The organism is Halodurantibacterium daqingense (assembly GCF_042666235.1).
Taxonomy (GTDB): domain Bacteria; phylum Pseudomonadota; class Alphaproteobacteria; order Rhodobacterales; family Rhodobacteraceae; genus Halodurantibacterium; species Halodurantibacterium daqingensis.
In genome coordinates, this window is record NZ_JBHTFQ010000019.1 from 1 (window position 1) to 25,100 (window position 25,100).

The 25,100-nt window shown below is 64.6% G+C and carries 24 protein-coding genes, 3 tRNA genes and 1 riboswitch; of the genes, 22 read left to right on the forward strand and 5 right to left on the reverse strand.

Features of this window, described 5'->3' with window-relative positions; genetic code table 11:
- Positions 1–182: 182 nt before the first annotated feature.
- Complete coding sequence (locus ACFQXB_RS19515) at positions 183–1,127, reverse strand: MBL fold metallo-hydrolase (protein WP_377406900.1); 945 nt, start codon at positions 1,125–1,127, stop codon at positions 183–185.
- A gap of 70 nt (positions 1,128–1,197) precedes the next feature.
- Positions 1,198–1,626, reverse strand: a complete 429-nt coding sequence (locus ACFQXB_RS19520; RefSeq protein WP_377406901.1) for a metallopeptidase family protein — start codon at positions 1,624–1,626, stop codon at positions 1,198–1,200.
- Between the two features lie 76 nt (positions 1,627–1,702).
- Between ACFQXB_RS19520 and gltX the strand changes: the two genes are divergently transcribed.
- Positions 1,703–3,037, forward strand: a complete 1,335-nt coding sequence (gene gltX / locus ACFQXB_RS19525; protein ID WP_377406902.1) for a glutamate--tRNA ligase — start codon at positions 1,703–1,705, stop codon at positions 3,035–3,037.
- 6 nt (positions 3,038–3,043) lie between these two features.
- Here gltX and ACFQXB_RS19530 read toward each other — a convergent pair whose 3' ends face one another.
- Positions 3,044–3,301 carry a PepSY domain-containing protein gene (locus ACFQXB_RS19530; protein ID WP_377406903.1) on the reverse strand — a complete coding sequence of 86 codons (258 nt, stop codon included), beginning with the start codon at positions 3,299–3,301 and terminating at the stop codon, positions 3,044–3,046.
- Between the two features lie 189 nt (positions 3,302–3,490).
- Positions 3,491–3,583: riboswitch (glycine riboswitch) on the forward strand.
- 144 nt (positions 3,584–3,727) lie between these two features.
- Here ACFQXB_RS19530 and gcvT point away from each other — a divergent pair.
- The 7 genes from gcvT (at position 3,728) to ACFQXB_RS19565 (ending at position 15,759) form a co-directional block, all read left to right on the forward strand.
- Positions 3,728–4,849, forward strand: a complete 1,122-nt coding sequence (gene gcvT, locus ACFQXB_RS19535) for a glycine cleavage system aminomethyltransferase GcvT (protein ID WP_377406904.1) — start codon at positions 3,728–3,730, stop codon at positions 4,847–4,849.
- Positions 4,850–4,859: 10 nt separating this feature from the next.
- On the forward strand, positions 4,860–5,219 hold the full coding sequence (gene gcvH, locus ACFQXB_RS19540) for a glycine cleavage system protein GcvH (protein ID WP_377406905.1): 360 nt from the start codon (positions 4,860–4,862) through the stop codon (positions 5,217–5,219).
- 8 nt (positions 5,220–5,227) lie between these two features.
- Positions 5,228–8,068 (forward strand): aminomethyl-transferring glycine dehydrogenase, encoded by a 2,841-nt coding sequence (gene gcvP, locus ACFQXB_RS19545; RefSeq protein ID WP_377406906.1) that lies wholly within the window; start codon positions 5,228–5,230, stop codon positions 8,066–8,068.
- A 110-nt stretch (positions 8,069–8,178) separates the two neighbouring features.
- Positions 8,179–8,254, forward strand: a tRNA-Ala gene (locus ACFQXB_RS19550).
- Positions 8,255–9,233: 979 nt separating this feature from the next.
- Positions 9,234–10,274 (forward strand): homocysteine S-methyltransferase family protein, encoded by a 1,041-nt coding sequence (locus ACFQXB_RS19555; protein ID WP_377406907.1) that lies wholly within the window; start codon positions 9,234–9,236, stop codon positions 10,272–10,274.
- Complete coding sequence (gene metH, locus ACFQXB_RS19560) at positions 10,271–13,000, forward strand: methionine synthase (protein WP_377406908.1); 2,730 nt, start codon at positions 10,271–10,273, stop codon at positions 12,998–13,000. Before ACFQXB_RS19555 ends, metH begins: the two co-directional genes overlap by 4 nt.
- A 152-nt stretch (positions 13,001–13,152) precedes the next feature.
- Complete coding sequence (locus ACFQXB_RS19565; protein ID WP_377406909.1) at positions 13,153–15,759, forward strand: hybrid sensor histidine kinase/response regulator; 2,607 nt, start codon at positions 13,153–13,155, stop codon at positions 15,757–15,759.
- 440 nt (positions 15,760–16,199) lie between these two features.
- Here ACFQXB_RS19565 and ACFQXB_RS19570 read toward each other — a convergent pair.
- Positions 16,200–16,274 (reverse strand) — tRNA-Thr (locus ACFQXB_RS19570).
- A gap of 87 nt (positions 16,275–16,361) precedes the next feature.
- Between ACFQXB_RS19570 and ACFQXB_RS19575 the strand changes: the two genes are divergently transcribed.
- From ACFQXB_RS19575 to ACFQXB_RS19640, 14 genes are all read left to right on the forward strand, one after another.
- Positions 16,362–16,520: a hypothetical protein gene (locus tag ACFQXB_RS19575; RefSeq protein WP_377406910.1), complete on the forward strand. Its 159-nt coding sequence runs from the start codon at positions 16,362–16,364 to the stop codon at positions 16,518–16,520.
- Positions 16,521–16,532: 12 nt separating this feature from the next.
- Positions 16,533–17,801: a UDP-N-acetylglucosamine 1-carboxyvinyltransferase gene (murA, locus tag ACFQXB_RS19580; protein WP_377406911.1), complete on the forward strand. Its 1,269-nt coding sequence runs from the start codon at positions 16,533–16,535 to the stop codon at positions 17,799–17,801.
- Complete coding sequence (locus tag ACFQXB_RS19585; RefSeq protein WP_377406912.1) at positions 17,798–18,280, forward strand: DUF2948 family protein; 483 nt, start codon at positions 17,798–17,800, stop codon at positions 18,278–18,280. The genes murA and ACFQXB_RS19585 overlap by 4 nt, the downstream gene beginning before the upstream one ends.
- Positions 18,281–18,282: 2 nt before the next feature.
- Positions 18,283–19,587 carry a histidinol dehydrogenase gene (gene hisD, locus ACFQXB_RS19590; RefSeq protein WP_377406913.1) on the forward strand — a complete coding sequence of 435 codons (1,305 nt, stop codon included), beginning with the start codon at positions 18,283–18,285 and terminating at the stop codon, positions 19,585–19,587.
- A 3-nt stretch (positions 19,588–19,590) separates the two neighbouring features.
- Entirely contained in the window at positions 19,591–20,070 is a 480-nt protein-coding gene (locus tag ACFQXB_RS19595; RefSeq protein WP_377406914.1) for a UPF0262 family protein, read from the forward strand.
- 2 nt (positions 20,071–20,072) lie between these two features.
- The gene (locus tag ACFQXB_RS19600; RefSeq protein WP_377406915.1) at positions 20,073–20,543 is read left to right on the forward strand and encodes an arsenate-mycothiol transferase ArsC; all 471 of its coding nucleotides are present in this window, start codon (positions 20,073–20,075) and stop codon (positions 20,541–20,543) included.
- The gene (locus ACFQXB_RS19605) at positions 20,540–20,929 is read left to right on the forward strand and encodes a ketosteroid isomerase-related protein (RefSeq protein WP_377406916.1); all 390 of its coding nucleotides are present in this window, start codon (positions 20,540–20,542) and stop codon (positions 20,927–20,929) included. The genes ACFQXB_RS19600 and ACFQXB_RS19605 overlap by 4 nt, the downstream gene beginning before the upstream one ends.
- Positions 20,926–21,513: a GNAT family N-acetyltransferase gene (locus ACFQXB_RS19610; RefSeq protein ID WP_377406917.1), complete on the forward strand. Its 588-nt coding sequence runs from the start codon at positions 20,926–20,928 to the stop codon at positions 21,511–21,513. Before ACFQXB_RS19605 ends, ACFQXB_RS19610 begins: the two co-directional genes overlap by 4 nt.
- A gap of 7 nt (positions 21,514–21,520) precedes the next feature.
- The gene (locus ACFQXB_RS19615; RefSeq protein WP_377406918.1) at positions 21,521–22,414 is read left to right on the forward strand and encodes a carbon-nitrogen hydrolase family protein; all 894 of its coding nucleotides are present in this window, start codon (positions 21,521–21,523) and stop codon (positions 22,412–22,414) included.
- Between the two features lie 71 nt (positions 22,415–22,485).
- Complete coding sequence (infA, locus tag ACFQXB_RS19620; protein WP_021097168.1) at positions 22,486–22,704, forward strand: translation initiation factor IF-1; 219 nt, start codon at positions 22,486–22,488, stop codon at positions 22,702–22,704.
- Positions 22,705–22,708: 4 nt separating this feature from the next.
- A complete protein-coding gene (locus tag ACFQXB_RS19625; protein ID WP_377406919.1) occupies positions 22,709–23,287 on the forward strand; it encodes a Maf family protein in 579 nt (192 codons plus the stop codon).
- Positions 23,284–24,324, forward strand: a complete 1,041-nt coding sequence (locus tag ACFQXB_RS19630; protein WP_377406920.1) for a ribonuclease E/G — start codon at positions 23,284–23,286, stop codon at positions 24,322–24,324. Before ACFQXB_RS19625 ends, ACFQXB_RS19630 begins: the two co-directional genes overlap by 4 nt.
- On the forward strand, positions 24,321–24,500 hold the full coding sequence (locus ACFQXB_RS19635; RefSeq protein ID WP_377406921.1) for a DNA gyrase inhibitor YacG: 180 nt from the start codon (positions 24,321–24,323) through the stop codon (positions 24,498–24,500). Before ACFQXB_RS19630 ends, ACFQXB_RS19635 begins: the two co-directional genes overlap by 4 nt.
- Before the next feature lie 91 nt (positions 24,501–24,591).
- Positions 24,592–24,666: transfer RNA gene (locus ACFQXB_RS19640), tRNA-Phe, on the forward strand.
- Between the two features lie 44 nt (positions 24,667–24,710).
- Here the strand turns inward: ACFQXB_RS19640 and ACFQXB_RS19645 are convergent.
- Positions 24,711–25,025: a tyrosine-type recombinase/integrase gene (locus tag ACFQXB_RS19645; RefSeq protein ID WP_377406922.1), complete on the reverse strand. Its 315-nt coding sequence runs from the start codon at positions 25,023–25,025 to the stop codon at positions 24,711–24,713.
- Between the last annotated feature and the right edge of the window lie 75 nt (positions 25,026–25,100).

Sequence of the window (25,100 nt, forward strand, 5' to 3'; positions counted from 1 at the left end):
GCCATCGCACTCCTCCATCATGGAAAATGCGACCAAGGTGCCCGCCGGGTGCCGCCAGAGGAAGCCCAAACCCAATGGGGGAAAAACCCCGCTTACGATGCATCTGACGCCGCGGCCAGAGGCTGAACCCAACAGGCCGCGTCACCAGGCCCGGGCGGGAACATCCGGCTCCGCCTGTATTTTCACGCCCCGTCCAGCATCATCTGATAAGAGGCGGGCACATATCGGAATCCCTCGCCTTCGGCTGCGACATAGCCCAGTGCGGGGAAGGGCATGTGATAGCCGATGAACGGGATCCGCTCTTGGGCCAGCATCCCGAAGATGCGCCGGCGTGTCTCGGCGGCGGCCATCTTGTCCATGTCGAACCGCACTTCCCAATCGGGGTGCTCGACCGACCAGGCAAAATGGTTCGCCGTATCGGCGATCAGGGCCAGACGAGCGCCCTCGCTTTCCAGCATGAAGGCCAGATGGCCAGGTGTATGGCCGAACGCTTCGATTGCGGTGATGCCGGGTGCGACTTCGTCCTCGCCTTCGATCAGGCGGATATCATCGCCCAGCGGACGCACGTTGGCGTTGAAACCCTCGTTCCCGGCTGCGGCCCAATGCTCATGCTCGACCCGTCCGGTCACGTACCGCGCGTTGGCGAAAGTCCGCACGCCGTCGCGCATCAGGCCGCCGATATGATCGCCGTGCATATGCGTCAGGACGACCACGTCGATCTGGTCGGGTGCATGGCCGGCGTCTTGCAGCGCAGTGGTGATGCCCTCGGCATCGGTGCCGGTATCGAACAGCACAAGTTCCGTGCCGGTATTGACCACGACGGGCGTGAAGAAGAACTGTGCGCGGTCGGTCGGGATGAAATGCGCCTCGGCGACGCGTGCGAACTCTTCCTCGGACACGTTGAGGCCGAAGATGCTGTGCGGATCGGGCCGCGTCTGGGTGCCGGCGAGAAGCGCGGTCACTTCGAATGCGCCAAGAGGGAACCTGTGGTGTCGGGTAAAGCTGTGCCCCATCATGTCGGCCTCGGCAATTGCGGAAGAAGGAAAGGCGCTCGCGGCAAACGGAAGGGCTGTGCCGGCCAGAAGTGCCTGCCGCCGCGAAAGATGCTGGAAGGGTAAGCGTGCCATGACAATCCCCTGCTGCTGGCGATGCAGGTGCAACGGTAGCCCGGCGCCCGACCCTGTCCAGATGCGGGCATCAGCTGTCGCTGGGATGCGGTGCCCACCACTGATCGATGCGGGCGATCTCGGCGTCGCTCCAGCCGAAGTGATGCGCAAGCTCGTGCACGAAGACATGCGCGACCAGATCGCCCAGCAGTACGTTTTCGCGCTGGTGCCATTCGTCGAGGATCGGACGCCGGAACAGCCAGATCGTGTCGGGCCCGTGCGGCTGGTCCATCACCGACTTTTCGGTCATGGGCACGCCCTCGTAAAGGCCGGTCAGCTCGAACGGGTCGTGCAGATCAAGTTCGTCCAGCATCTCGTCGGCGGGAAAGTCCTCGACCCGCAGCAGCACGGCACGCGCTGCCGTGATATACTGCGGCGGCAGACGGTCGATCGCCTCCTGTGCCAGTTCCGCGATGTCGTCGAGGGATGGCGGGGTGATGCCGCTCCAGCTGTTGGTCATGCCTGTCTCCTTGCCTGGTGATCATATGGACAAAATGCCCCGGTTGTGAAAGAGGGGCGGGAACAGGAGTGTACCCATGACAACGACCCGCTTCGCCCCTTCGCCCACCGGTTGGCTGCATGTCGGCAACCTGCGCACGGCGCTGTTCAACTACCTTATCGCGCGCAAGACCGGGGGCCAGTTCATCCTGCGGCTGGACGACACGGATGCGGAACGCTCCAAGCCCGAATATGCCGATGGTATCCAGCGGGATCTGGAATGGCTGGGTCTGACCTGGGATCGGCTGGAACGCCAGTCGGACCGGCTGGACCGTTATGCCGCCGAGGCAGAGCGGCTGCGGCAGATGGGGCGGTTCTACGAGTGCTTCGAGAGCCCGGTCGAACTGGACCTGAAGCGCAAGAAGCAGCTGAACATGGGCAAGCCGCCCGTCTATGACCGGGCCGCGCTGAACCTGACGGATGAACAGAAGGCCGAAAAGCGCGCCGAGACCCCCGGCTACTGGCGGTTTCTGCTGAACCAGGAACGGATCGAATGGCAGGACGGCATCCTGGGCGACATCTCGATCGACGCCGCCAGCGTCTCGGACCCGGTTCTGATCCGGGCGGATGGCCAGGTGCTTTACACGCTCGCCTCGGTCGTGGATGACGTGGACATGGGTGTTACCCATATCGTGCGCGGATCGGACCATGTGACCAACACCGCCACGCAGATCCAGATCATCGAGGCGCTGGGCGCGACGCCGCCGGCCTTTGCCCATCACAGCCTTCTGACCGGCCCGCAGGGCGAGGCGCTGTCCAAGCGTCTTGGCACCCTTGCGCTGCGCGATCTGCGCGAACGGGGGGTGGAGCCTGCAGCCCTTCTGTCACTGATGGCGCGGCTGGGTTCATCGCAGCCGGTCGAACTGCGGCTGTCGCTGGACGAAATCGCGGCAGGATTCGATCTGTCGCAGTTCGGCGCCGCACCCACCCGGTTCGACGCCGAGGACCTGTTCCCGCTGACGGCGAAGTACGTGCAGGGGCTAGGCTTTGACGACGTGAAGGCGCGGATCGCGGCGCTGGGCGTTCCTGCCGAAAAGGCCGAGGATTTCTGGCGCGTCGCACGCGACAACATCACCGTCCTGAACGACCTGGAGGCATGGTGGGCGCTGTGCCGTGACGGAGCGGAACCGGTGATTGATCCCGAGGATGCCGAATTTGTGGCTCAGGCACTGGCGCTGTTGCCGCCGCTGCCGTTCGGTGCCGACACCTGGTCGCAATGGACAGCCGCCGTCAAGGAAGCGACGGGCCGCAAGGGCAAGGGGCTGTTCATGCCGCTGCGCAAGGCCCTTACCGGGCAGGCGCATGGGCCCGACATGGGCGATCTGATGCCGCTGTTGCAGGTGGTGCGGGCGAAAGAGGGCGCGTCGGGCTGAGGCCCGTCAGTCGTCCATTCTTGGCTCGCCGGTAATGGGGTCGATGTTCATCTCGACCTTGCCGGTTTCGGTGAAGAACTCGACCTCCCAGTAACCGTCCCTGTCCCAGTCGATGTCGGTAAAGCTGACGACGCCTTCGCGCTCCTCGACGATGGCGAGGATTTCCGACAGCGGGCGCGCATCTTCGGGCGGGCGGGACTGGGCCTGAGCCGCGATCGGCGCGAGGATCAGGGCGCTCAGGGCAAGGCTGGGCAAAATGCGCATCGGGCACTCCTTGAATAAGACCTGCACGCCCAACGCCCGATAGCGTATTTGGTTCATCGGCCGCCGGCCGATCTCGGGCAGCGCGCGGCTTGACGTAGAGACAGCCGGGCGCAAGGCGGCAGCGGTGGGATCGGGGCGAGGTGGGCATCAAGGCTCTTGTCACATGGGCGCGACCTGCGCTATCGAGCTTGTGTCAGTTCGGGAGAAGCCGGGTTTCAGACCCGGTGCCGAAGGAGCAACCGCCCCGGTAAACTCTCAGGCGCAAGGGACCGTTCTGGCAGAAGGACTCTGGAGAGAGGCGCGAAGGGCGTCCGCCGAAGGGATAACGATCTCAGGCGAAGGGACAGAGGGGGCATCGGAACCGCAGGCGTTGCCTGCCAATGCGATGCCGTGTTCAGAAGACCGGCGACAGAAGGGGAGGGCGGCATGGCCGACCTGAAACGCACGGTGCTATATGATCTCCATCACACGTTGGGCGCCAAGATGGTGCCCTTCGCAGGCTATGAGATGCCGGTGCAATATGCCGCCGGCGTTCTGAAGGAGCATCTGCACACGCGCGCAGCGGCAGGCCTTTTCGATGTCAGCCATATGGGGCAGGTCATTCTTCGGCCACGCTCGGGCGATGTGGCCGATGCTGCGCGGGCGCTTGAGACGATTGTGCCTGTCGATCTTCTGGGGCTGGCCGAAGGGCGCCAGCGCTACGGGTTCTTCACCTCGGCCGAGGGGGGCATCCTTGACGATCTGATGATCGCCAACCGGGGTGACCATCTTTTCCTTGTGGTCAACGCGGCCCGCAAGGACGCTGATCTTGCGCATCTGCGCGCACATCTGTCCGATACCTGCGCGGTGGAGGAGGTGACCGACCGCGCCCTGCTTGCGCTCCAGGGGCCGGCGGCTGAACGGGTGCTCGAGGCACTGGTTCCGGGCGTGGCAGCGCTGGGCTTCATGGATGTCGCGGTTCTGGGCGAGGGGCTCTGGATCTCCCGTTCGGGCTATACCGGCGAAGACGGATACGAAATCTCGATGCCCGGCGAGGCTGCCGTGCCTTTTGCCCGTGCCTTGCTGAAGGATCCCGCGGTGGCGCCGATCGGCCTTGGTGCGCGCGACAGCCTGCGGCTCGAGGCGGGACTGTGCCTTTACGGGCACGATATCAATGAAACCACCACCCCGGCCGAGGCCGCGCTGGGCTGGGCGATCCAGAAGGTGCGCCGGACGGATGGTGCGCGGGCCGGAGGTTTTCCGGGCGCCGAACGCATCCTTGCGGAACTGTCCGCGGCGCCTCTCCGCCGCCGCGTGGGCCTGCTGCCGGAGGGGCGCGCCCCGATGCGCGAGGGCACGGCGCTTTTTGCCACCGCCGAAGGGGGCGCGCCGGTGGGCCAGGTAACCTCGGGCGCCTTCGGCCCCAGCATCGAACGACCGATGTCGATGGGCTATGTCCCGATTGACGCGGCCACGCCGGGCACGACACTCTGGGGCGAGGTGCGCGGCAAGCGCTTGCCTGCCACCGTCACCATCCTTCCTTTCCGTCCTTCAACCTACAAACGCTGACGAGGATCAGATGAAATACACCGAAGAACATGAATGGCTGCGCGTCGAAGGCGATCTGGTCGTCGTCGGGATCACCGAACATGCCTCGACCCAGCTGGGCGATGTCGTCTTCGTGGAATTGCCCGAGGTCGAAACCGTCGTCGCCAAGGGCGACGAAGTGGTGGTGATCGAAAGCGTCAAGGCGGCGTCGGACATTCTGGCGCCCTGTGACGGCGAGATCGTCGAGGTCAACGAGGCGCTGACCGACAACCCGGCGCTGATCAACGAAGACCCGACCGGTGATGCCTGGTTCTTCAAGATGAAGCTCGACGATCTCAGCGTGCTCGACGACTTCATGACCGAGGACGAATACAACGACTATATCGGCTGAGGACAATCATGCCCTATACCCCCGTCGCCTATGACGCCTATGATTTCGCCAACCGCCGCCACATCGGCCCCTCACCGGCCGAGATGGCGGGCATGCTGGAGGTTCTGGGCGTCGAAAGCCTTGATGCGCTGATCGCCCAGACCGTCCCGGACACGATCCGCCAGGCGCGGCCGCTTGACTGGGCGCCGCTGGCCGAACACGAGCTGCTGGCGCGGATGCGTGCGGTGGCGGGGAAGAACCGGGTGATGACCAGCCTGATCGGGCAGGGCTATTACGGCACCGTCACACCGCCGGCGATCCAGCGCAACATTCTGGAAAACCCGGCATGGTACACGGCCTATACGCCCTATCAGCCCGAAATCGCGCAGGGCCGGCTTGAGGCGCTGCTGAACTATCAGACGATGGTGTCGGATCTGACCGGCCTTCCGGTGGCCAATGCCTCGCTTCTGGACGAGGCGACCGCCTGTGCCGAGGCGATGGTCATGGCGCAGCGTGTGGCGAAGTCGAAGGCCCGGGCCTTCTTCGTGGATGAGAACTGCCACCCGCAGAACATCGCCGTGATGCAGACCCGGGCGGCACCACTGGGCATCGAGATCCTCCTTGGCGCCCCCGAAGCGCTTGAGGCCGACAAGGTGTTTGGCGCGATCTTCCAGTATCCGGGCACTTTCGGGCATCTGCGCGATTTCACCGATGAAATCGCCGCGTTGCATGCGGCGAAGGCCGTGGCCGTGGTAGCGACCGATCTTCTGGCGCTGACGATGATCAAGGAACCCGGTGCCATGGGCGCCGATATCGCCGTGGGCTCCAGCCAGCGTTTTGGCGTGCCCTTGGGCTATGGCGGACCGCATGCCGCCTTCATGTCCTGCCGCGATGACATGAAACGCGCCATGCCGGGCCGGATCGTTGGCGTTTCGATCGACGCGCGCGGCGAACGCGCCTATCGGCTGGCGCTGCAGACGCGCGAACAGCATATCCGCCGCGAAAAGGCCACGTCGAACGTCTGCACCGCGCAGGCGCTTCTGGCGGTCATGGCGTCATTCTACGCCGTGTTCCATGGGCCGAAGGGGCTGCGGGCCATTGCGGAAAAGGTGCATTTCAACACGGTCCGTCTGGCCGAGGCGCTGAAATCCGCAGGGGCCGAGGTCGCGCCCGGCGCGTTCTTCGACACGATCACCGTGCGCGTGGGCGTGGGGCAAGCGGGCATCCTCGCCGCTGCCGAACAGCGCGGCATCAACCTGCGCAAGGTCGGACGTGACCGGGTCGGTATCTCGCTGGATGAAACCACCGATGCGGATGTCATCGCCCGCGTTCTGTCGGCCTTCGGCATTTCGGATCCTGCCCCGGCGGAAACCGCGCTGGGCTTTCCCGAAAGCCTGGTGCGCGCCAGCGATTACCTGACGCATCCGGTTTTCCACATGAACCGCGCCGAATCCGAGATGATGCGCTACATGCGTCGCCTTTCGGACCGCGACCTTGCGCTGGATCGCGCGATGATCCCGCTGGGCTCTTGTACGATGAAGCTGAACGCCGCGGCCGAGATGATGCCGATCACCTGGCCCGAATTCGCCTCGCTGCACCCTTTCGTTCCTGCCGATCAGGCGCAGGGCTATGCGGAAGTGCTGCGCGACCTTTCGGAAAAGCTGTGCGAGATCACCGGCTATGACGCCTTTTCGATGCAGCCGAATTCGGGGGCGCAGGGGGAGTATGCCGGCCTTCTGACCATCCAGGCCTATCATCGCGCGCGGGGCGAGGGGCATCGCGATATCTGCCTGATCCCCGTTTCGGCACACGGCACCAATCCGGCCAGCGCGCAGATGTGCGGAATGCAGGTTGTGGTGGTCAAGTCGGCCGACAACGGCGATATCGACCTTGACGATTTCCGCGCCAAGGCCGAGGCCGCGGGCAATCGGCTGGCGGCCTGCATGATTACCTATCCTTCGACACATGGTGTGTTCGAGGAGACGGTGAGCGAGGTCTGCGCCATCACCCATGCGCATGGCGGCCAGGTCTATCTCGACGGCGCCAACATGAATGCGATGGTCGGCCTTTCCAAGCCCGGGGAAATCGGGGCGGATGTCAGCCATCTCAACCTGCACAAGACCTTTGCCATTCCGCATGGCGGCGGCGGGCCCGGCATGGGGCCGATCGGCGTCAAGGCGCATCTCGCGCCCCATCTGCCTGGCCACCCCGAAACCGGCGGCGGCGAGGGCCCGGTAAGTGGCGCGCCGTGGGGGTCGGCCTCGATCCTGCTGATCTCCTGGGCCTATTGCCTGATGATGGGTGGGGCGGGGCTGACGCAGGCCACCAAGGTTGCGATTCTGAACGCGAACTACATCGCACGGCGCTTGGAAGGGGCCTATGAGGTGCTGTTTCGCGGCACCAGAGGTCGGGTGGCGCATGAGTGCATCCTGGACACGCGCCCCTTCGCGGCGGCCGGTATCACTGTGGACGATATTGCCAAGCGCCTGATCGACAACGGCTTTCATGCCCCCACGATGAGCTGGCCCGTTGCCGGAACGCTGATGGTCGAGCCGACCGAGTCCGAGACGCGCGCCGAGCTGGACCGTTTCGTGACCGCCATGCTTGCCATCCGGGACGAGATCGCAGCGGTCGAGAAGGGCGAGATCGACGCCACGAACAACCCGCTGAAGCATGCCCCGCATACGGTCGCCGATCTGATCGCCGAGTGGGACCGCCCCTATAGCCGCGAACAGGGTTGTTTCCCCCCGGCATCGTTCCGGGTGGACAAGTACTGGCCGCCCGTCGGGCGTGTGGACAATGTGCATGGGGATCGCAATCTGATCTGCACCTGCCCGCCGCTCGAGGATTACGCAGAAGCGGCCGAATAGCACTTGCCGGGCGCGCCTTGCGGTGCGCCCGGTCCCTGCGAAGTGCCGGTCCCACAGCCCCTTCAGCTGTCTTGACAACAAAATCCGGCCGGGGCAGAAATCGCGCAGTTGGGGTCGTAGCTCAGTTGGGAGAGCGCGTCGTTCGCAATGACGAGGTCAGGGGTTCGATCCCCCTCGACTCCACCAACCTCAGCAGCTTTCTGAAAACAATGACTTCGGTTTGCTGACCAGGCTGACGAGCGGGTGTCGAACCATGTCCGCTCCTGGTTTTGCCTGGCTTTCGAATACGCCCGCTCTGGACGCCTGACGGGGTGCCGTGACGTCCCGCAGGTCTGGCCATGCCTTTCTGCAGTCCAACTGGCTTCACCAGGTAAGCCGCAGCACGAGGCACGATGGCGACACTGCTCGGCCTTCCCTGGCTCTCCTTCCCGCGCGTACCTTCAAGCCACGCCATGGCGCCCCCGCGAGAACTCGCATGCGGAACCGTCGGCGTCGCTCAGGCAACGCGAGCTGGCGCCGTGAAAAGAGGCAAATGCTCTTGGCCTCTGCCGTCGCCCTTGCGAGTTCGTGCGCTCGCTCGTTTCAATGGTTGCCGTCCCCCGTGATCCACAGCCATGAGACGGCCAGCCCTGCGGCTGCCTCCGGAAGGGTCGCGGTTCTCGACCGGTTTGCGATCGCCCTTGCGTCATCCCCGGGCCTGTCAGGCGGCAAGTCGTCGGTAGCGCCTTACCAGTTCCCGAGAGTCGTGGATGATCGTCATGGAACTCGGCCATTCATCGACCTGCCATACCGTGATGATTCCAGCGCGTCAAAGGCTGCAGCCAATTCGGCACGGCTGTTGGTGATCCTGGCTGCAGCGGCGTGCTTATTCTCGATGTCGTCCTTGATCTTTCCGGCACCATCCCGAAGCAGGGCAAGCCGCGTCCGCAACAGCCAGATAACGATCCGACGCCTGTGCATGCATAGCCCGCGAGCGAGCCGGATCTGCGGCGGCTTCAGCGCATCGTGACGATCGCCTTCGCTTGAGCGGCAATCCCAATGGCGGCGCTCTGCCCGGAGGCGAAGGCCGCATTATGAAAACTGCTCATGTTCTTCCGTCGGATTATGAATTTCTCCTGGGGGGCGATCTGCGTTATGGGATGGGGTCTTCTTTGGGATTGCTGACATGCACGGACTGATCCTTCCACCGTCCCGGACTTTCGCGCAGCTGACTACACTGGCCCGCGAGCGGATTCTCATCCTGGACGGGGCGATGGGAACGCAGATCCAGGGCCTGGGTCTAAGCGAGGAGGACTTTGTGGGCAAGGGTTCGGGCTGTGCCTGTGCGCACCATTCCGATCATCCGCAAAAGGGCAACAATGACCTGCTGATCCTCACTCAACCGCAGGCCATCGAGGACATCCATCTTGCCTATGCCCTTGCAGGCGCCGACATCGTCGAGACGAACACCTTCTCCTCGACCACCATCGCGCAGGCCGACTATGGGCTGGAAAACGCGGTTCACGACCTGAACGCGGAAGGCGCCCGCATCGCGCGGCGCGCCATGGACCGTGCCACCGCAACCGACGGTCGGCCGCGGTTCGTGGCCGGCGCCGTGGGGCCAACGAACCGCACCGCCTCGATGAGCCCGGATGTGAACGACCCCGGTTATCGCGCCGTCAGCTTCGACGAGCTTCGGATCGCCTATGGCCAGCAGATCCGCGGCCTGATCGCCGGCGGTGCCGATCTGATCCTGATCGAGACGATCTTCGACACGCTCAATGCCAAGGCCGCGATCTTTGCCTGTTTCGAGGCCTTCGCCGAGCATGGCCAGCGCCTGCCGGTGATGATCTCGGGCACCATCACCGATGCATCGGGGCGGACGCTTTCGGGGCAGACACCGACGGCGTTCTGGCATTCGGTTCGCCACGCGCGGCCGTTCACCATCGGGCTGAACTGCGCGCTGGGCGCCGCTGCGATGCGCCCGCATATGGCCGAAATCGCCGCTGTGGCGGACACCTTCACCTGCGCCTACCCCAATGCCGGGCTGCCCAACGCCTTTGGCCTTTATGATGAAACGCCTGATGAAACCGCAGCCCAGGTGGTCGATTTCGCGCGGGACGGGCTGGTGAATGTGGTGGGCGGTTGTTGCGGCACGACGCCCGAGCATATCCGCGCCATCGCCGATGCTGTTGCGGGCCAACCCCCGCGGGAGGTGCGCCAATGAGCCGCTATCTGCGACTGTCGGGGCTGGAGCCCTTCGTGCTGACGCCCGACATTCCCTTCGTCAATATCGGCGAGCGGACGAACGTGACCGGCTCGGCCCGGTTCCGCAAGCTGATCACCAACCGCGATTATGCCGCGGCGCTGGATGTTGCGCGCGATCAGGTGGAAAACGGCGCCCAGATCATCGACATCAACATGGACGAGGGCCTGATCGACAGCCGCGCGGCGATGGTTGAATTCCTCAACCTCATCGCCTCGGAGCCCGATATCGCCCGGGTGCCGGTGATGATCGACAGTTCCAAATGGGAGGTGATCGAGGCAGGGCTGCAATGCGTGCAGGGCAAGCCGGTCGTCAACTCGATCAGCCTGAAAGAGGGCGAAGAGCAGTTCCGCCATCACGCGAGCCTGTGCCTGGCCTATGGGGCGGCCGTGGTGGTCATGGCCTTTGACGAACAGGGCCAGGCCGATACATTCGCGCGCAAGACCGAGATCTGCGCCCGCGCCTACCGCATCCTGGTGGAGGAACTGGGGTTCCCGCCAGAGGATATCATCTTCGACCCCAACATCTTTGCCGTGGCGACCGGGATCGAGGAGCACGACAACTATGGTGTCGATTTCATCGAGGCGACGCGCTGGATCCGTCGGAACCTGCCCCACGCCCATGTCTCGGGCGGGGTGTCGAACCTGTCGTTCAGCTTCCGTGGCAACGAGCCGGTGCGCGAGGCGATGCACGCGGTCTTTCTGTATCACGCGATTCAGGCCGGCATGGACATGGGGATTGTCAACGCGGGCCAGCTTGCGGTCTATGACCAGATTGACCCCGATCTGCGCGAGGCATGCCAAGATGTGGTCCTGAACCGCACGCCCAGGGCCGGCGGAACCGCGACCGAACGGCTGCTCGAGCTTGCCGAACGTTTCCGTGGCGGCGCGCGCGAAGAAAAGATCCGCGATCTCGCCTGGCGCGACTGGCCGGTGGAAAAGCGGCTTGAACATGCGCTGGTCAACGGCATTACCGAGTTCATCGAGGCCGATACCGAACAGGCCCGACTTGCCGCCGCGCGTCCGCTGGACGTGATCGAGGGGCCGTTGATGGCGGGGATGAACGTGGTGGGCGATCTGTTCGGCGCCGGCAAGATGTTTCTGCCGCAGGTGGTGAAATCGGCCCGCGTGATGAAGCAGGCGGTGGCGGTGCTGCTGCCGCATATGGAGGCGGAAAAGGCCGCCACCGGTGGCAAGGGCCGCGAGGCGGCCGGCAAGATCCTGATGGCCACGGTGAAGGGCGACGTGCATGACATCGGCAAGAACATCGTCGGCGTGGTTCTGGCTTGCAACAATTACGACATCATCGACCTGGGCGTGATGGTGCCCCCGCAGAAGATCCTGCAGGTCGCCCGTGAACAGAAGGTGGATGCGATCGGCCTTTCAGGGCTCATCACCCCGTCGCTTGACGAAATGGTGCATCTGGCCTCCGAGATGGAGCGCGAAGGCTTTGACATCCCGCTGCTGATCGGGGGCGCGACCACCTCGAAGGTGCATACGGCCGTGAAGATCGCGCCGCGCTATAATCGTGGCCCGGCCGTCTATGTGACCGATGCAAGCCGTGCGGTCGGTGTGGTCAGCCAGCTTCTGAACCCGGCGCAGCGTGCGGCCTATGTCGAAGGCATCCGCAGCGAATACGACGATGTCGCCGAACGCCATCACCGGAACGAGGCGGCCAAGGCCCGTCTGCCACTGGCGGCGGCGCGGGCCAATGGGCTGAAGCTGGACTGGGGCAGTTACGACGTGCCCGCGCCCGTCTTCACCGGCGCCCGGGTGATCGAGCCCTGGGATCTGGCCGAAATCGCCCGGTTCATCGACTGGACTCCCTTCTTCCAGACCTGGGAGATGAAGGGCGTCTATCCCCGCATTCTTGAAGATGCTCATCAGGGCGAGGCCGCCCGCGCGCTGTTTGCCGATGCCCGCGAGATGCTGGATCGCATCATTGCCGAACGCTGGTTCAACCCGCGTGCCGTGGTGGGCTTCTGGCCGGCGAACGCCGTGGGCGACGACATCCGTCTTTATGCCGATGACGCGCGCAGGGAACCGCTGGCCACGCTGCACACGCTGCGCCAGCAGACGGCCAAGCGCAACGGCCGGCCCAACCTTGCCCTGTCGGATTTCGTTGCCCCTGAGGGCAGTGTTCCCGATTATGTAGGGGCTTTCGTTGTGACCGCCGGCCCGGAAGAAGCCGAGATTGCCGCGCGTTTCGATGGCGCCAACGACAACTATGGTGCGATCATGGTCAAGGCGCTTGCGGACCGCTTTGCCGAAGCGATGGCCGAAATGCTGCATCAGCGCGTCCGGCGCGAGCTTTGGCCCTATAGCCCCGACGAGAGCTTCAGCCCCGCCGAGCTGATCGGCGAGCCCTACCGCGGGATCAGACCGGCCCCCGGATATCCGGCGCAGCCCGATCATACCGAAAAGTCCACGCTGTTCAGCCTTCTCGATGCCGGGGCAACGACAGGGGTGACGCTGACCGAAAGCATGGCAATGTGGCCCGGATCGTCCGTCTCGGGGCTCTATATCGGACATCCCGACAGCTATTACTTCGGCGTGGCCAAGGTCGAGCGTGATCAGGTCGTCGATTACGCGGCGCGCAAGAGAATGACGGTGGCGGAGACCGAGCGCTGGCTTGCACCGATCCTGAACTATGTCCCCGGGGCGGCAAGCACCACGGCGGCTGCCTGAGCGGCAGCCGCCGTGCATGCCCCATCCCCGTCCCGGCCTGCCGTCATTCGGATGGGTCCTAACTATCGTATCCGCCAGCATCCTTTTGCGCATTGGCCGCGTATATGCAAAAGGAGCTAGATGTTCCCCGACGAGAAGATGGAGCGCTGCGCGTGGACGGGGATCATAGGAGACTTGCGGCGCCCGCTCTGGCGGGCACCGGCGACGAACTGCGCAATCGCGGCATGTTCTTCAGTTCGATCACCGTGCCACGGGTTGCGCTTCTCGCGGCGCGGTTCGAAGCTGAACCGCTGCGCGTGATCGTCGTGATCTCGGTCGCGCTGGTCTTGTGGAGCCTTGCCCTGACGACTCCGACCGCGTTGCGGGGCGGAAACCCGCTTGCGATCGACCTTGCGGTGCATGCCGCTGTCATTGCGGTCGTCATCGGCCTGGCTGTTTTTCCCGGATGCCAGCTTTGGCTTGCGGTCGTCCTTTTCACGCTGGCCTTTGGCGTATCGCTTTTGGTGCAGGCCGCGCTGGTGCCAGGCTATCTGCCCGACAATGCGGCGCAGCTGATTGCGGCGGGCTATGTGCTGAACCTGGCCATCGGTACGCTGGCGGGACTTGCGGGACGGTTCGTGCTATGGCGCCTGATGGAATCCGCGGGCCGCCGCAGCGCCGAGGTTGCCATGGCGATCACAGTCACTGCGGCCTATGCCGCCTTTGCACCGCCGCTGGCTCTCTGGTTCGTGACCGCAATGGTCGATCCTTCCCCGCCCGGAGCCTTCGGCGACGTGCTGGGCCTTTCGGAGCATGCGGCGGCGGCGATGATGCGGGGCTATCGCGGTGCGTTGGCCTGCGGCGTGGTCCTGTTCATCTTTCTGGATCCGCCGGTGCGGCGCGACCTGGTCTGCGCCGCGCGTCTCTTGCCGGTTTTTCTGCTGCTTGCCGTGCTGAGCCTTGCCGGCGTTTCCCTGCATCCCGCGCTTGATGTCACAGTCGCGGCAATCTGCATCAGCCTGTTGTTCCCGGTCAAGGCAAGCATCCTTGCCAGCGCGATCGGCATCCCGCTTTACGCCGGACTCACCGGGGCTATGGTCGATCTGTCGCCGCCGGCAAATGCCCAGGGTGCAATCCTTGAAATATACTCGGTCATCGCGCTTGCCCTGCTGCTCATGGTCCTTGTGCTGCGTTTCCGGTCGCGCCAGCGCATTCTCATGCAACGCGAAACAATGAGCAGGCTGTTCCGGATCCAGGATTTCGCGCAGATCGGACTGTTCGTCGTGGATGTGGCCCAGGGGCAGATTCAGCTGGACCCGACGGGGCGCAAGCTTCTGGGGGTGGCGGTGTCCGCCTGCCCGCTGGGCGCCCTGCGCCGCCGCCTGCATCCGGGCGATCTGCGCCAACTGACCGAGGTGATGCGCGTGGCGGGCCCCGAGCCCAGGTCGTTGACCCTGCGTTTTCAGCGTGATCCGCTGGGCGCCCCGGGGGACTATGCCTTCATCAAGCTGTTCGTCTGGTACGAGGTCGTCGCTGGTGGGCGAACCTATGCCTACGGGCTGTTGCTGGACACGACAACGGACATGCGCCGGGAATGCGAACTGCGCCGTGTGCTTGCCGAGTTGTCGGACCGCCAGGGCCGCCAGACACAGATGTTCTCCATCATCTCGCACGAACTGCGGACACCGGCTGCGATCATGTCGATGCTGATCGACGAGGTGGACAGCGGCACGCCCTGGCCCGAGGCTGCACCGCGCCTGCGCAGCGTTACCGAGCAGTTGCTGTCGATCCTTGCGGACATGCGCCAGGCCGTTCGCCCGGAGGAAAACCTGCCGATCCGCTGGGAGACCTTCTCACCGCAGATGCTGGCCGAGACCGTCCGCAACACCTTCGCCCTGATGGCCGACCCGCGGGGGATCGAGATCACGCTGCAGATGCCGGCCGAGGCGGCTGCGCAAAGGGTGACCGACAAGGTGCGGCTCAATCAGGCACTGTCGAACCTCGTCAAGAATGCCATCATTCATTCCGGCTGTGACCGCATCGTGATCAGCTACAGCGAAAGACTGGAGGGGGAAGAGGGCCTTTCCGGAGTCTGGACGGTCAGCGACAATGGCTGCGGCATCCCGGCCGAAGAGGTTCCGACGCTGTTCCAGCCCTTCAGCCGCACTGTCCGCGGCAGTCGCAGCGCTGCCGACGGCACCGGCCTGGGACTCTTCGTGGTCAAGAGCGCAGCCGAGAGCCTCGGCGGCCGGCTGGAGTTTCTGGAGACCCTCCGCGGCGCGACCTTCCGCCTGATCCTGCCGCTGGCGCTTCCCTACGAAACATCGCCGACCCCGCCCCGCTCGGGCCCGCACGACTTTCGAAACATGCGGGTCTTGCTGGTCGAGGATAACCCGATGGTCGGCGAAATCACCTGCCTCAGACTTGGCAAGATGTTCAAGTCGGTGACATGGGCACGAAACGGCAGCGAGGGCCTGCTCCGGGCCGCGGCAGAGAGGCCCGACGTCATCATAACCGACCTGTTCATGCCGGAACTGGGCGGCGACGAAATGATCGCCGAATTGCGCCGCCGCAGGGTCAACGTTCCGATCATCGGGCTAACGGCGGCGATGGTGGGTGAAGACAGCCGGCGTCTGGAGCGGGCCGGGGCCGATGCCATTCTTGAAAAGCCCGTTTCGCAGGCGCAGATGAGCGAGATCCTGTCGGCTGTCATCGCCGCCCGTGCCCGTCAGGTGCGCCCGGCCGAACAGGAACAGCTTCGCGAAGCGGCCGCGGAATAAGCGCTGTCCGGACAGGCAGGGCGTCTCCGAGGAAAGCACATCACCGGGTCTGCCCCTGATCGCGCACGGCGGCGGCGATCCTCATCGTCCTTCGGTTGTTCGTGATTCCGGCGCGCTGCCTCGCCTTGCATCGTCAGGGCTTCGGACCCTTGATCTGGAATAGGCAAGACGGCACCGCCACGGGCATTCATCATCGGGCGATGGGCGCACAGCATCTGCTTCCGCGAACACCCGGTTGATGGCCTTGGCGAGTGGGGTACACGTCGGTGTGCGGCCGCCTCCGGCCTGTCTCCCGTTACTCTGTCGGGTCGTAAACGCCGGTCCTGGGGTGCTTGCCCGGGGTGGGGAGTCCGGGGGCTGTGCAAGCCACCTCTGTATACCACCGAAGGGACTTCAACCCTCCGAGCTTCGATAAGATCTTGAACACATAGGAGAAAATATGGTGCTGCGAGAGAGGATTGAACTCTCGACCTCACCCTTACCAAGGGTGTGCTCTACCACTGAGCTACCGCAGCGCCGTTCGTGGCGGGGAGATAGACGCAATCTTTCGCGGGTGCAAGCACAATCTGGACCCTTTTTTGCTCCTGCGTTAGAGAGGGCGCATGGACAAGCTGCCTGGGAGACATGAGCCGGCCCGGACGGGCCGCGAGAGCCGCGAGGAACGGCTCAAGGCCGCGTTGAAGGCAAACATCGCCCGGCGCAAGGCCCAGGCCCGGTTGCGCGATCAGGCAGACGAAGACGGCGAAACAGAACAAGAATAGCGAGGCGGCAGAATGGATTCTATACTTGTCACCGGGGGAGCGACGCTGAGTGGGGCGATTCCCATTGCGGGGGCCAAGAACGCCTGTCTCACGCTGATGCCGGCGACGCTGCTGACCGATGCGCCGCTGACCCTGACCAATGCGCCGCGCCTGTCGGATATCCGGACCATGACGGCGCTGTTGCAGTCGCTGGGCGCCGAGGTTGCCTCGCTTCAGGGCGGGCAGGTGCTGTCGCTGTCCAGCCATGATCTGACAAGCCACCGTGCCGATTACGACATCGTGCGAAAGATGCGGGCGTCGATCCTGGTGCTGGGGCCGATGCTGGCACGCGATGGCCATGCGGTTGTGTCTCTGCCGGGGGGCTGCGCGATCGGCGCTCGGCCCGTGGACCTGCATCTGCGGGCGCTCGAGGCGATGGGGGCCGAGCTTGATCTGCGCGATGGATATGTCCATGCCCGGGTGGGCGGGCGGCTGAAGGGGGCGGTGATCGACTTCCCGTTCGTTTCGGTCGGGGCAACGGAAAACGCACTGATGGCGGCCACGCTGGCCAGGGGCACCACCGTTCTGCGCAACGCGGCACGCGAGCCCGAGATCGCCGATCTGGCGCGGTGTTTGCGCCGGATGGGCGCCCAGATCGAAGGCGAGGGCAGCTCCACCATCACCATCGAAGGTGTCGATGCCCTGGGTGGTGCGACGCATCCGGTGGTAACTGACCGGATCGAACTTGGCACCTACATGCTTGCCCCCGCGATCACCGGCGGCGAGGTGGAATGCCTGGGTGGCCGGCTGGATCTGGTTGCGGCCTTCGCCGAGAAGCTTGATGAGGCGGGGATTTCTGTCACCGAGACCGAGCGCGGACTCAAGGTCAGCCGCCGCAACGGCCGCGTGAATGCGGTGAGCGTGGTGACCGAGCCGTTCCCGGGCTTCCCCACCGATCTGCAGGCGCAGATGATGGCGCTTCTGTGTACAGCCGAAGGGGAAAGCGTTCTGGAAGAGCGGATCTTTGAAAACCGCTTCATGCACGCGCCGGAACTGATGCGCATGGGGGCGCGTATTGACGTGCACGGCGGAACCGCCAAGGTTACCGGGGTGGAGCGTTTGCGCGGCGCGCCAGTGATGGCGACGGATCTGCGGGCAAGTGTCTCGCTTATCCTTGCAGCCCTTGCGGCAGAGGGTGAAACGCTGGTCAACCGCGTATATCATCTGGATCGTGGCTATGAGCGGGTCGAGGAAAAGTTGCGCGCCTGTGGCGCAACCATAGAACGGGTCAGGGGCGAATGAGCGATGCTGCTTTCGAAGACGGGCGCGAACGCCCTCTGAATCTCAAGGCGTTGGATCCCGAGGATCTGCCCGTGCTTTCGGCGCTGGTTCAGGACGCTGTCTTTCCGGTCACCGAAATGACCTGGCAGAAATCGCGCCGGCGCTTCGCGATCCTGCTCAATCGGTTCCGCTGGGAGGATCGCGCCGCGGCCGAGCAGCGCGGCCGGGCCTACGAGCGTGTGCAGGCGGTTCTTTGCGTCGATGACGTGCTGCGGGTTGCAACGCAGGGCGTGGATCCGGCCGACCGCGACACGGTGCTGTCGCTGCTTTCGGTCGGGTTCGAGCCAGGTCCCGACGGAACCGGGCGGATCCTGCTGACGCTTGCGGGCGACGGCGCGATTGCACTGGATGTGGAATGTCTGGACCTCACGCTGCGGGATGTGACACGGCCTTACCTCGCGCCGTCCCGCCGCGCGCCTGCCCATCCGGAGAATGACTGAACATGCCCCAGTTCCTTGACACTGCAGAGCCCGGTTTCGAGGCGGCGTTCCGCGCGCTTCTTGCGGCCAAGCGCGAAGATGCGCCGGATGTCGATGCAACAGTCGCCGGCATCATCGCCGATGTGCGGGCGCGGGGCGATGCTGCCGTGATCGAACTGACCTCCCGCTATGACGGGCTTGATCTTACGCCGGAAACCCTGGCTTTCAGCGCGGCAGAGATCGACGCAGCCTGTGAGCAGGTCCTGGCCGAGGATCGTGCCGCGCTTGAACTGGCGGCAGAGCGCATCCGCGCCTATCACAGCCGGCAACTGCCCGAGGACGCCCGCTGGACCGATGCGACCGGTGCCTCGCTGGGTTGGCGCTGGACGGCGGTGTCGGCGGCCGGGCTTTATGTGCCGGGCGGCCTTGCCTCTTATCCGTCCTCGGTGCTCATGAACGCGATTCCCGCGCGGGTCGCGGGGGTAGAGCATCTGGTCATCTGCGCGCCGACCCCGGGCGGTGTGGCAAATCCGCTGGTCCTTCTGGCAGCGCGGCTTGCGGGAGTGGACCGCATCTATCGGATCGGGGGCGCGCAGGCGGTTGCGGCGATGGCCTATGGCACCGAAACCATCGCGCCCGTCGACAAGATCACCGGCCCCGGCAACGCCTATGTCGCGGCGGCCAAACGGCGGGTCTTCGGCAAGGTGGGCATCGACATGATCGCGGGCCCCTCCGAGATACTGGTCATCGCCGATCGCGACAACGATCCCGACTGGATCGCGCTGGATCTTCTGTCACAGGCCGAACACGATCAAAGTGCGCAATCGATCCTGATTACCGATGACGCGGCCTTTGGCCGGGCCGTCGCCGACGCGGTCGAGCGACGGCTTCTGACGCTTGAACGTCGCGACATCGCTGCGGCAAGCTGGCGCGACTTTGGCGCGATCATCCAGGTGCGCGACCTTGACGAGGCCGTGACACTCAGCGACCGGATCGCCCCTGAGCATCTGGAGCTGTGCGTTGCCGAAGCCGAGGCCCTTGCGCTGCGGATCCGCCATGCCGGCGCGATCTTCATCGGCGCCTGGACGCCCGAGGCGATCGGCGATTATGTGGGTGGGCCGAACCATGTGCTGCCGACCGCCCGGTCGGCGCGGTTCTCGTCGGGACTCAGCGTGATGGATTTTCTCAAGCGGACCACACTTGCCAGCATGACTCCGGAAGCGCTGCGGGCGATCGGCCCTGCCGCCGAGCGCCTCGCGATCTCGGAAAGCCTGGAGGCACACGGCCTTTCGGTTCGCGCGCGGCTTGACCGGCTGAACGAGGGCTAGGCGATGAACCAGCGCATCTGCCACATCCAGATCGACGAAACCGGCCTTGTCACCCCCAGCCCCGAAATCGAGCAGGAACGACGTGTCGCCATATTCGATCTGCTGGAGGATAACAGCTTTGCCCTGCCGGTTCGCGATGGCCGCGTAGCGCCTGACGGGCCCTACCGCCTCAACCTTTCGGTCCGTGAGGGACGGCTGGTGTTCGACATCGCCACCGAAGATCTGCGCAAGGTGGCCGAGTTCCACCTGAGCCTTGGCCCCTTCCGGCAGGTGGTCAAGGACTACTTCCAGATCTGCGAAAGCTATTTCGAGGCAGTGAAGCGGCTGCCGCCCAGCCAGATCGAGGCGATCGACATGGCGCGGCGCGGCATCCACAACGAAGGTGCGCGCGTCCTTCAGGAGCGGCTCGAAGGCAAGGCCGAGGTCGATATCGACACTGCCCGCCGATTGTTCACGCTGATCTGCGTCCTGCACTGGGGCTAGGCGTGGCGGGCCGCTTCCCCTCGTCGGTGCTGTTCTGCTGCGATCACAATGCTGTCCGCTCTCCAATGGCCGAGGGCCTGATGAAGAAGTTCTACGGCCAGCGCGCCTATGTGCAGTCGGCCGGCGTGAAGAACGATCTGGACGTGGACGGCTTCGCCGTTGCGGTCAGCCGTGAGTTGGGGGTGGAGCTTGATCGCCACCGCGTCCGCAGCTTCGACGAGATGAAGGACTGGGGCGATGATCTGTCGGGATTTGATCTGGTCGTGGCCCTGTCGCCGGCCAGCCAGCGGCAGGCGCTTGAACTTACGCGCTTTTTCCATCTTGATGTCGAATACTGGCCGATTCTCGATCCGACGGGGATTGGCGAGACACGCGAAGCCAAGCTTGCAGCCTATCGTCAGACGCGCGATCAGATCGTGGCGCGGATGCTGGAACGCTTCGGCCCGCCCACAACAGGAGGAGAAAACCCATGAGCAAGGATATCGTCGGGCAGTATTTTGCCGCCTTCAACGCCGGCGATGCCGACGGGATGCTGGCCCTCGTCACGGATGATGTGGAGCATCACGTCAATCAGGGCGAGGTGCGGCGTGGCAGGGAGCGCTTTGCCGAATTCTGTTCCCATATGGGCGTAAGCTACCGCGAAGAATTGCGTGACATCGTGATCCTTGCCGAAGGCGACCGGGCGGCGGCCGAATTCATCGTGCATGGCACCTACCTTCAGACCGATCCCGGCCTGCCCGAGGCAAAGGGCCAGACCTATGTCTTGCCGGCCGGCAGCTTCTTTACCTTGCGGGACGGCAAGATCGCGCGGGTGACCACCTATTACAACCTGGCCGACTGGATCCGGCAGGTGTCATGACGCTGCACGTCGAACCCCTGCGCGGCGCGGCCCTTGCCGATGCACTGGACGGGGTCGCGCAGCTTCGAATCACGGTGTTCCGGGACTGGCCTTATCTCTATGACGGCGATCCGGACTATGAACGCCGTTATCTCGAGGTTTATCGCGACAGTCCCCGTGCGGTGCTGGTCGGCGCCTTTGCCGGCGACAGGCTGGTCGGCGCCGCGACGGGCACGCCGATGGCTGACCATGCCGAGGATTTCGCCGCAGCCTTCGCCGGCACGCCCTTTGATCTGCAGGACATTTTCTACTGTGCGGAATCGGTGCTCTTGCCGGAGTATCGCGGGCAGGGTGCGGGGCACGCCTTTTTCGATCACCGCGAAGCCCATGCCCGGGCCACGGGGCATCGCTTCAGCGCCTTTTGCAGCGTGATCCGCGCCGCCGACCACCCGGCGCGCCCGCAGGGATATCGTGCGCTTGACGGCTTCTGGCGGGCGCGGGGCTATGCTCCGCTTGACGGGGTTCTGGCCGAATTCTCCTGGAAGGATCTGGGCGAGACGCAGGAAAGCCGCAAGCAGCTGCAGTTCTGGCTGCGCGAATTGTGAGGACAGGATGAAGATTGCCGCAGCCGCTTATCCGCTGGATTTTCTGGACAATTGGGACAGCTATGCGTCCAAGCTGACCACCTGGGTCGAACAGGCGGTGGGCGAAGGTGCGCAGCTTCTGGTCTTTCCGGAATATGGCGCGATGGAACTGGCTGCCCTGGGAGGCAAGGCGATTGCGGCGGATCTTGAGGCGAGCCTGCGCGAGGTGGCACGCCACCGCGAGGCGGTTGACGCCCTGCATCTGGCGTTGGCGGCGCGGCACGGCGTGCATATCCTCGGTGCGTCGGGCCCCGTTTTCGAGGGCGCGCGGCCGGTGAACCGCGCAACGTTTTACGGGCCGAAGGGCATCATCGGCCATCAGGACAAGCAGATCATGACCCGGTTCGAGTCGGAGGAATGGGACGTGGTTGCCGGCGACGGGCTGGTTCTGTTCGAGACGACGCTTGGGCGGATCGGCGTGTTGATCTGCTATGACAGCGAATTTCCGCTGCTGGCCCGCAGGCTGGCCCAGGCCGGCGCCGAGGTCCTGCTGGTGCCGTCCTGCACCGAAACGCTTGCCGGCTTTACCCGCGTGCGGGTGGGTTCGATGGCGCGCGCGCTGGAAAATCAATGCGTTGTCGTCCATGCGGCGACGGTTGGTTCGGCGGCATGGTGTCCTGCGGTGGATCTGAACACAGGGTGCGGGGCAATCTATTGCCCTCCCGACCACGGCTGGCCGTCGACGGGGATCGTGGTGGAAACGGCCCTCAATGTCCCCGGTTGGGCCTGCGCCGAAATCAGCCTTGAAGCGGTCCGAAAGGTGCGGGCCGAGGGCGGCGTTCTCAATCATCGCGACTGGGCGGAACAGGAAAAACGACGGCCCGAAGTCAAACTTCTGCGTGACAACGCAGTTTGTCCTTGAAAAAAAGCCTTTTCGGGCGCATCTAGTGGCGCGCCCGCAGCTTTGGCGGGCTGTTCAAGGACGGAGTGACCATGGCCAAGGAAGAACTGCTCGAATTTCCAGGCGTCGTGAAGGAACTCCTGCCCAATGCGACGTTTCGGGTCGAGCTGGAAAACGGCCATGAAATCATCGCTCATACGGCAGGAAAGATGCGCAAGAACCGCATTCGTGTTCTTGCAGGCGACCGCGTGCAGGTCGAGATGACCCCCTATGATCTGACCAAGGGCCGGATCAACTACAGGTTCAAGTGACCCCGTGAAGCTTGTTCTCGGGTCTGCCAGCCCGCGCCGGAAAGAGCTTCTGGCGCAGCTCGGCATAACGCCGGATGCGATCCGGCCCGCCGACATCGACGAAACCCCGAGGAAGGGTGAGCTGCCGCGCCCCTATTGCGCGCGCATGGCGCGCGAAAAGGCACTGACCGTGCAGGCCGCCCCCGACGAACTTGTGCTCTGCGCCGATACCACTGTCGCGCTCGGGCGCCGGATCATGGGCAAGCCCGAGGATGCCGGACAGGCGGCCGCCTTTCTTGTTGCGCTTGCCGGCCGGCGTCACCGGGTCATCACCGCCGTCGCGGTGCGTATCGGCCCCCGTCTGTGGGAGCGAGAGGTGGTGAGCAGCGTGAGGATGAAGCGGCTGTCGGATACGGAACTCAATGGCTATCTTGCCAGTAACGAATGGCGGGGAAAGGCGGGCGGCTACGGGATCCAGGGGCTCGCAGCGGCCTTCATTCCGTGGATCGAGGGATCCTTTACCGGCGTCGTGGGGCTGCCTCTGGCGGAAACCGCCTCGCTTCTGCGCAGCGCAGGCTTCAGCCTTCCCGGAGATCGCGCATGAAGGGGCGCAGTGTCGTGCTTGGCTCCCTGCAAGAGCGCGAGGCAGCAGCGCTGGTCGTGGACGGCGTGCTGGAAGAAATCGCGATAGCCCGGTCGGAAGGGATGGCGCCGGGGGCGATCTGTCGGGCGCTTGTGGACCGGCAGATGAAGGGACAGGGCGGAGTGTTCCTGCGCCTGCCGGGGGGTGAGCGCGGCTTCTTGCGTCAAACGTCGGGCCTGCGCCCAGGGCAGAGCATCCTCGTGCAGGTCACTGGCCATGCCGAGGGCGACAAGGCCATTCCGGTCGCAACGCGCCTGCTGTTCAAAAGGCGCTATGCCATCGTCACCCCGGATGCTCCGGGGTTGAACATTTCGCGTTCCGTAAGGGATCCCGACGAGCAGGCCCGTCTGCGCGCGCTGGCCGAGGCCGAGATGGCCGCAGCCCCCGAGACGCTGGGGTTGATCCTGCGGACGGCGGCCGACGGCGCCGAATCTGACGAAATCCGGGAGGACATCGCCGCGATGCGTGATCTCGCGGTGGCGGTCCTGGGTGATCGCGAAGGTCCGCCGGAGCTTCTTGTCGATGGTCCCGGCCCGCACGAGCTTGCCTGGCGCGACTGGAGCCATCCTGCTCCCGACGACTGGGTGGAGGATCCTGATGCCTTTGCCCGCCACGGCGTCCTGGAATTGATCGACGCGCTGCTTGTGCCCGAAGTGCGTCTGCAGGGCGGCGGCAGCATGATCATCGAGCCGACGCGCGCGCTGATCGCGGTTGACGTCAACACCGGGAACGATACCTCGCCTGCGGCAGGGCTGAAGGCCAATCTTGCCGCCGCGCGGGATCTGCCGCGGCAACTGCGGCTTCGGGGATTGGGGGGGCAGGTGGTGGTCGATTTCGCGCCCTGCCCGAAGAAGGACCGGCACATCCTCGAACAGACCCTGCGTGCGGCCTTCCGTGCCGACACGGTGGAAACGACCCTTGCCGGCTGGAGCCCGCTTGGCAACTTCGAACTGCAGCGCAAGCGCGACCGCCAGCCTTTGTCCGAGGCCCTCGCATGACCTGCCCGATCTGTGGCCGAGAGACGGTGCCGACTTATCGGCCCTTCTGTTCGCGCCGCTGCGCCGATGTTGATCTCGGCCGCTGGATGAGCGGCAGTTACGTAGTCCCGGGCGACGCGGAAGCGGAGCCCGAAACGCTGGATGAGGCGCGGGACGAGGGATCGTCAAGGCACTGAGCTGAGGGCCGAAAAAAAACGTCAGACCCTCTGGACAGCCTCGTCAGGCCCGATTAATACACCCCAACCCAGAGCGGAAACGCTCTCCGATGCCCGGGTAGCTCAGGGGTAGAGCAGTGGATTGAAAATCCTCGTGTCGGTGGTTCGATTCCGCCCCCGGGCACCATTTATCAAGCTGAAATGGTTGGGTATTGTGGTCATGTCTGGTCCTTACTCGGATTGGGTTTGACGCTTTTCGGCGGACGGTTTGACAATCTTCGCCCGCCTTGCGTTCTCTTTTTCCAGCGTCGCCATCGTCTCGCGGTTCTTGTCGGCAAGGTTCGCCGACCGCGAATAGTGCCGCGCCATCGACGGCGTTTTCTGCCCCAGCAGGTCCGCGATGCGCCGTTCATCCAGCCCCGCCTCGCGCAGCGTCGTCGCCACGGTGTGGCGCAGACCCTTCAGAGTGAGGCCCGGGGCGATCAGCCCTTCCTCCTCCAACCCGGTCTTGAAGCGGTGCCAGACGTAAGCGAGATTTTGGACCATTGCTCAGGGGGCTTGACGTCGGCTTGACGTCGCCGCTGTCGTCTCGCCCGGAAGGCTTGGACTGCAATAAAGTTT

What these genes read in the sequence shown, in the direction of transcription:
- ACFQXB_RS19520 (WP_377406901.1), bottom strand. Translation starts at nt 1,626, where the DNA reads ATGACCAACAGCTGGAGCGGCATCACCCCGCCATCCCTCGACGACATC.
- gltX (WP_377406902.1), top strand. Translation starts at nt 1,703, where the DNA reads ATGACAACGACCCGCTTCGCCCCTTCGCCCACCGGTTGGCTGCATGTC.
- ACFQXB_RS19645 (WP_377406922.1), bottom strand. Translation starts at nt 25,025, where the DNA reads ATGGTCCAAAATCTCGCTTACGTCTGGCACCGCTTCAAGACCGGGTTG.
- ACFQXB_RS19595 (WP_377406914.1), top strand. Translation starts at nt 19,591, where the DNA reads ATGAACCAGCGCATCTGCCACATCCAGATCGACGAAACCGGCCTTGTC.
- ACFQXB_RS19555 (WP_377406907.1), top strand. Translation starts at nt 9,234, where the DNA reads ATGCACGGACTGATCCTTCCACCGTCCCGGACTTTCGCGCAGCTGACT.
- hisD (WP_377406913.1), top strand. Translation starts at nt 18,283, where the DNA reads ATGCCCCAGTTCCTTGACACTGCAGAGCCCGGTTTCGAGGCGGCGTTC.
- gcvH (WP_377406905.1), top strand. Translation starts at nt 4,860, where the DNA reads ATGAAATACACCGAAGAACATGAATGGCTGCGCGTCGAAGGCGATCTG.
- gcvP (WP_377406906.1), top strand. Translation starts at nt 5,228, where the DNA reads ATGCCCTATACCCCCGTCGCCTATGACGCCTATGATTTCGCCAACCGC.
- ACFQXB_RS19610 (WP_377406917.1), top strand. Translation starts at nt 20,926, where the DNA reads ATGACGCTGCACGTCGAACCCCTGCGCGGCGCGGCCCTTGCCGATGCA.
- ACFQXB_RS19585 (WP_377406912.1), top strand. Translation starts at nt 17,798, where the DNA reads ATGAGCGATGCTGCTTTCGAAGACGGGCGCGAACGCCCTCTGAATCTC.
- ACFQXB_RS19530 (WP_377406903.1), bottom strand. Translation starts at nt 3,301, where the DNA reads ATGCGCATTTTGCCCAGCCTTGCCCTGAGCGCCCTGATCCTCGCGCCG.
- metH (WP_377406908.1), top strand. Translation starts at nt 10,271, where the DNA reads ATGAGCCGCTATCTGCGACTGTCGGGGCTGGAGCCCTTCGTGCTGACG.
- ACFQXB_RS19630 (WP_377406920.1), top strand. Translation starts at nt 23,284, where the DNA reads ATGAAGGGGCGCAGTGTCGTGCTTGGCTCCCTGCAAGAGCGCGAGGCA.
- ACFQXB_RS19605 (WP_377406916.1), top strand. Translation starts at nt 20,540, where the DNA reads ATGAGCAAGGATATCGTCGGGCAGTATTTTGCCGCCTTCAACGCCGGC.
- murA (WP_377406911.1), top strand. Translation starts at nt 16,533, where the DNA reads ATGGATTCTATACTTGTCACCGGGGGAGCGACGCTGAGTGGGGCGATT.
- gcvT (WP_377406904.1), top strand. Translation starts at nt 3,728, where the DNA reads ATGGCCGACCTGAAACGCACGGTGCTATATGATCTCCATCACACGTTG.
- ACFQXB_RS19575 (WP_377406910.1), top strand. Translation starts at nt 16,362, where the DNA reads ATGGACAAGCTGCCTGGGAGACATGAGCCGGCCCGGACGGGCCGCGAG.
- ACFQXB_RS19515 (WP_377406900.1), bottom strand. Translation starts at nt 1,127, where the DNA reads ATGGCACGCTTACCCTTCCAGCATCTTTCGCGGCGGCAGGCACTTCTG.
- ACFQXB_RS19635 (WP_377406921.1), top strand. Translation starts at nt 24,321, where the DNA reads ATGACCTGCCCGATCTGTGGCCGAGAGACGGTGCCGACTTATCGGCCC.
- ACFQXB_RS19615 (WP_377406918.1), top strand. Translation starts at nt 21,521, where the DNA reads ATGAAGATTGCCGCAGCCGCTTATCCGCTGGATTTTCTGGACAATTGG.
- infA (WP_021097168.1), top strand. Translation starts at nt 22,486, where the DNA reads ATGGCCAAGGAAGAACTGCTCGAATTTCCAGGCGTCGTGAAGGAACTC.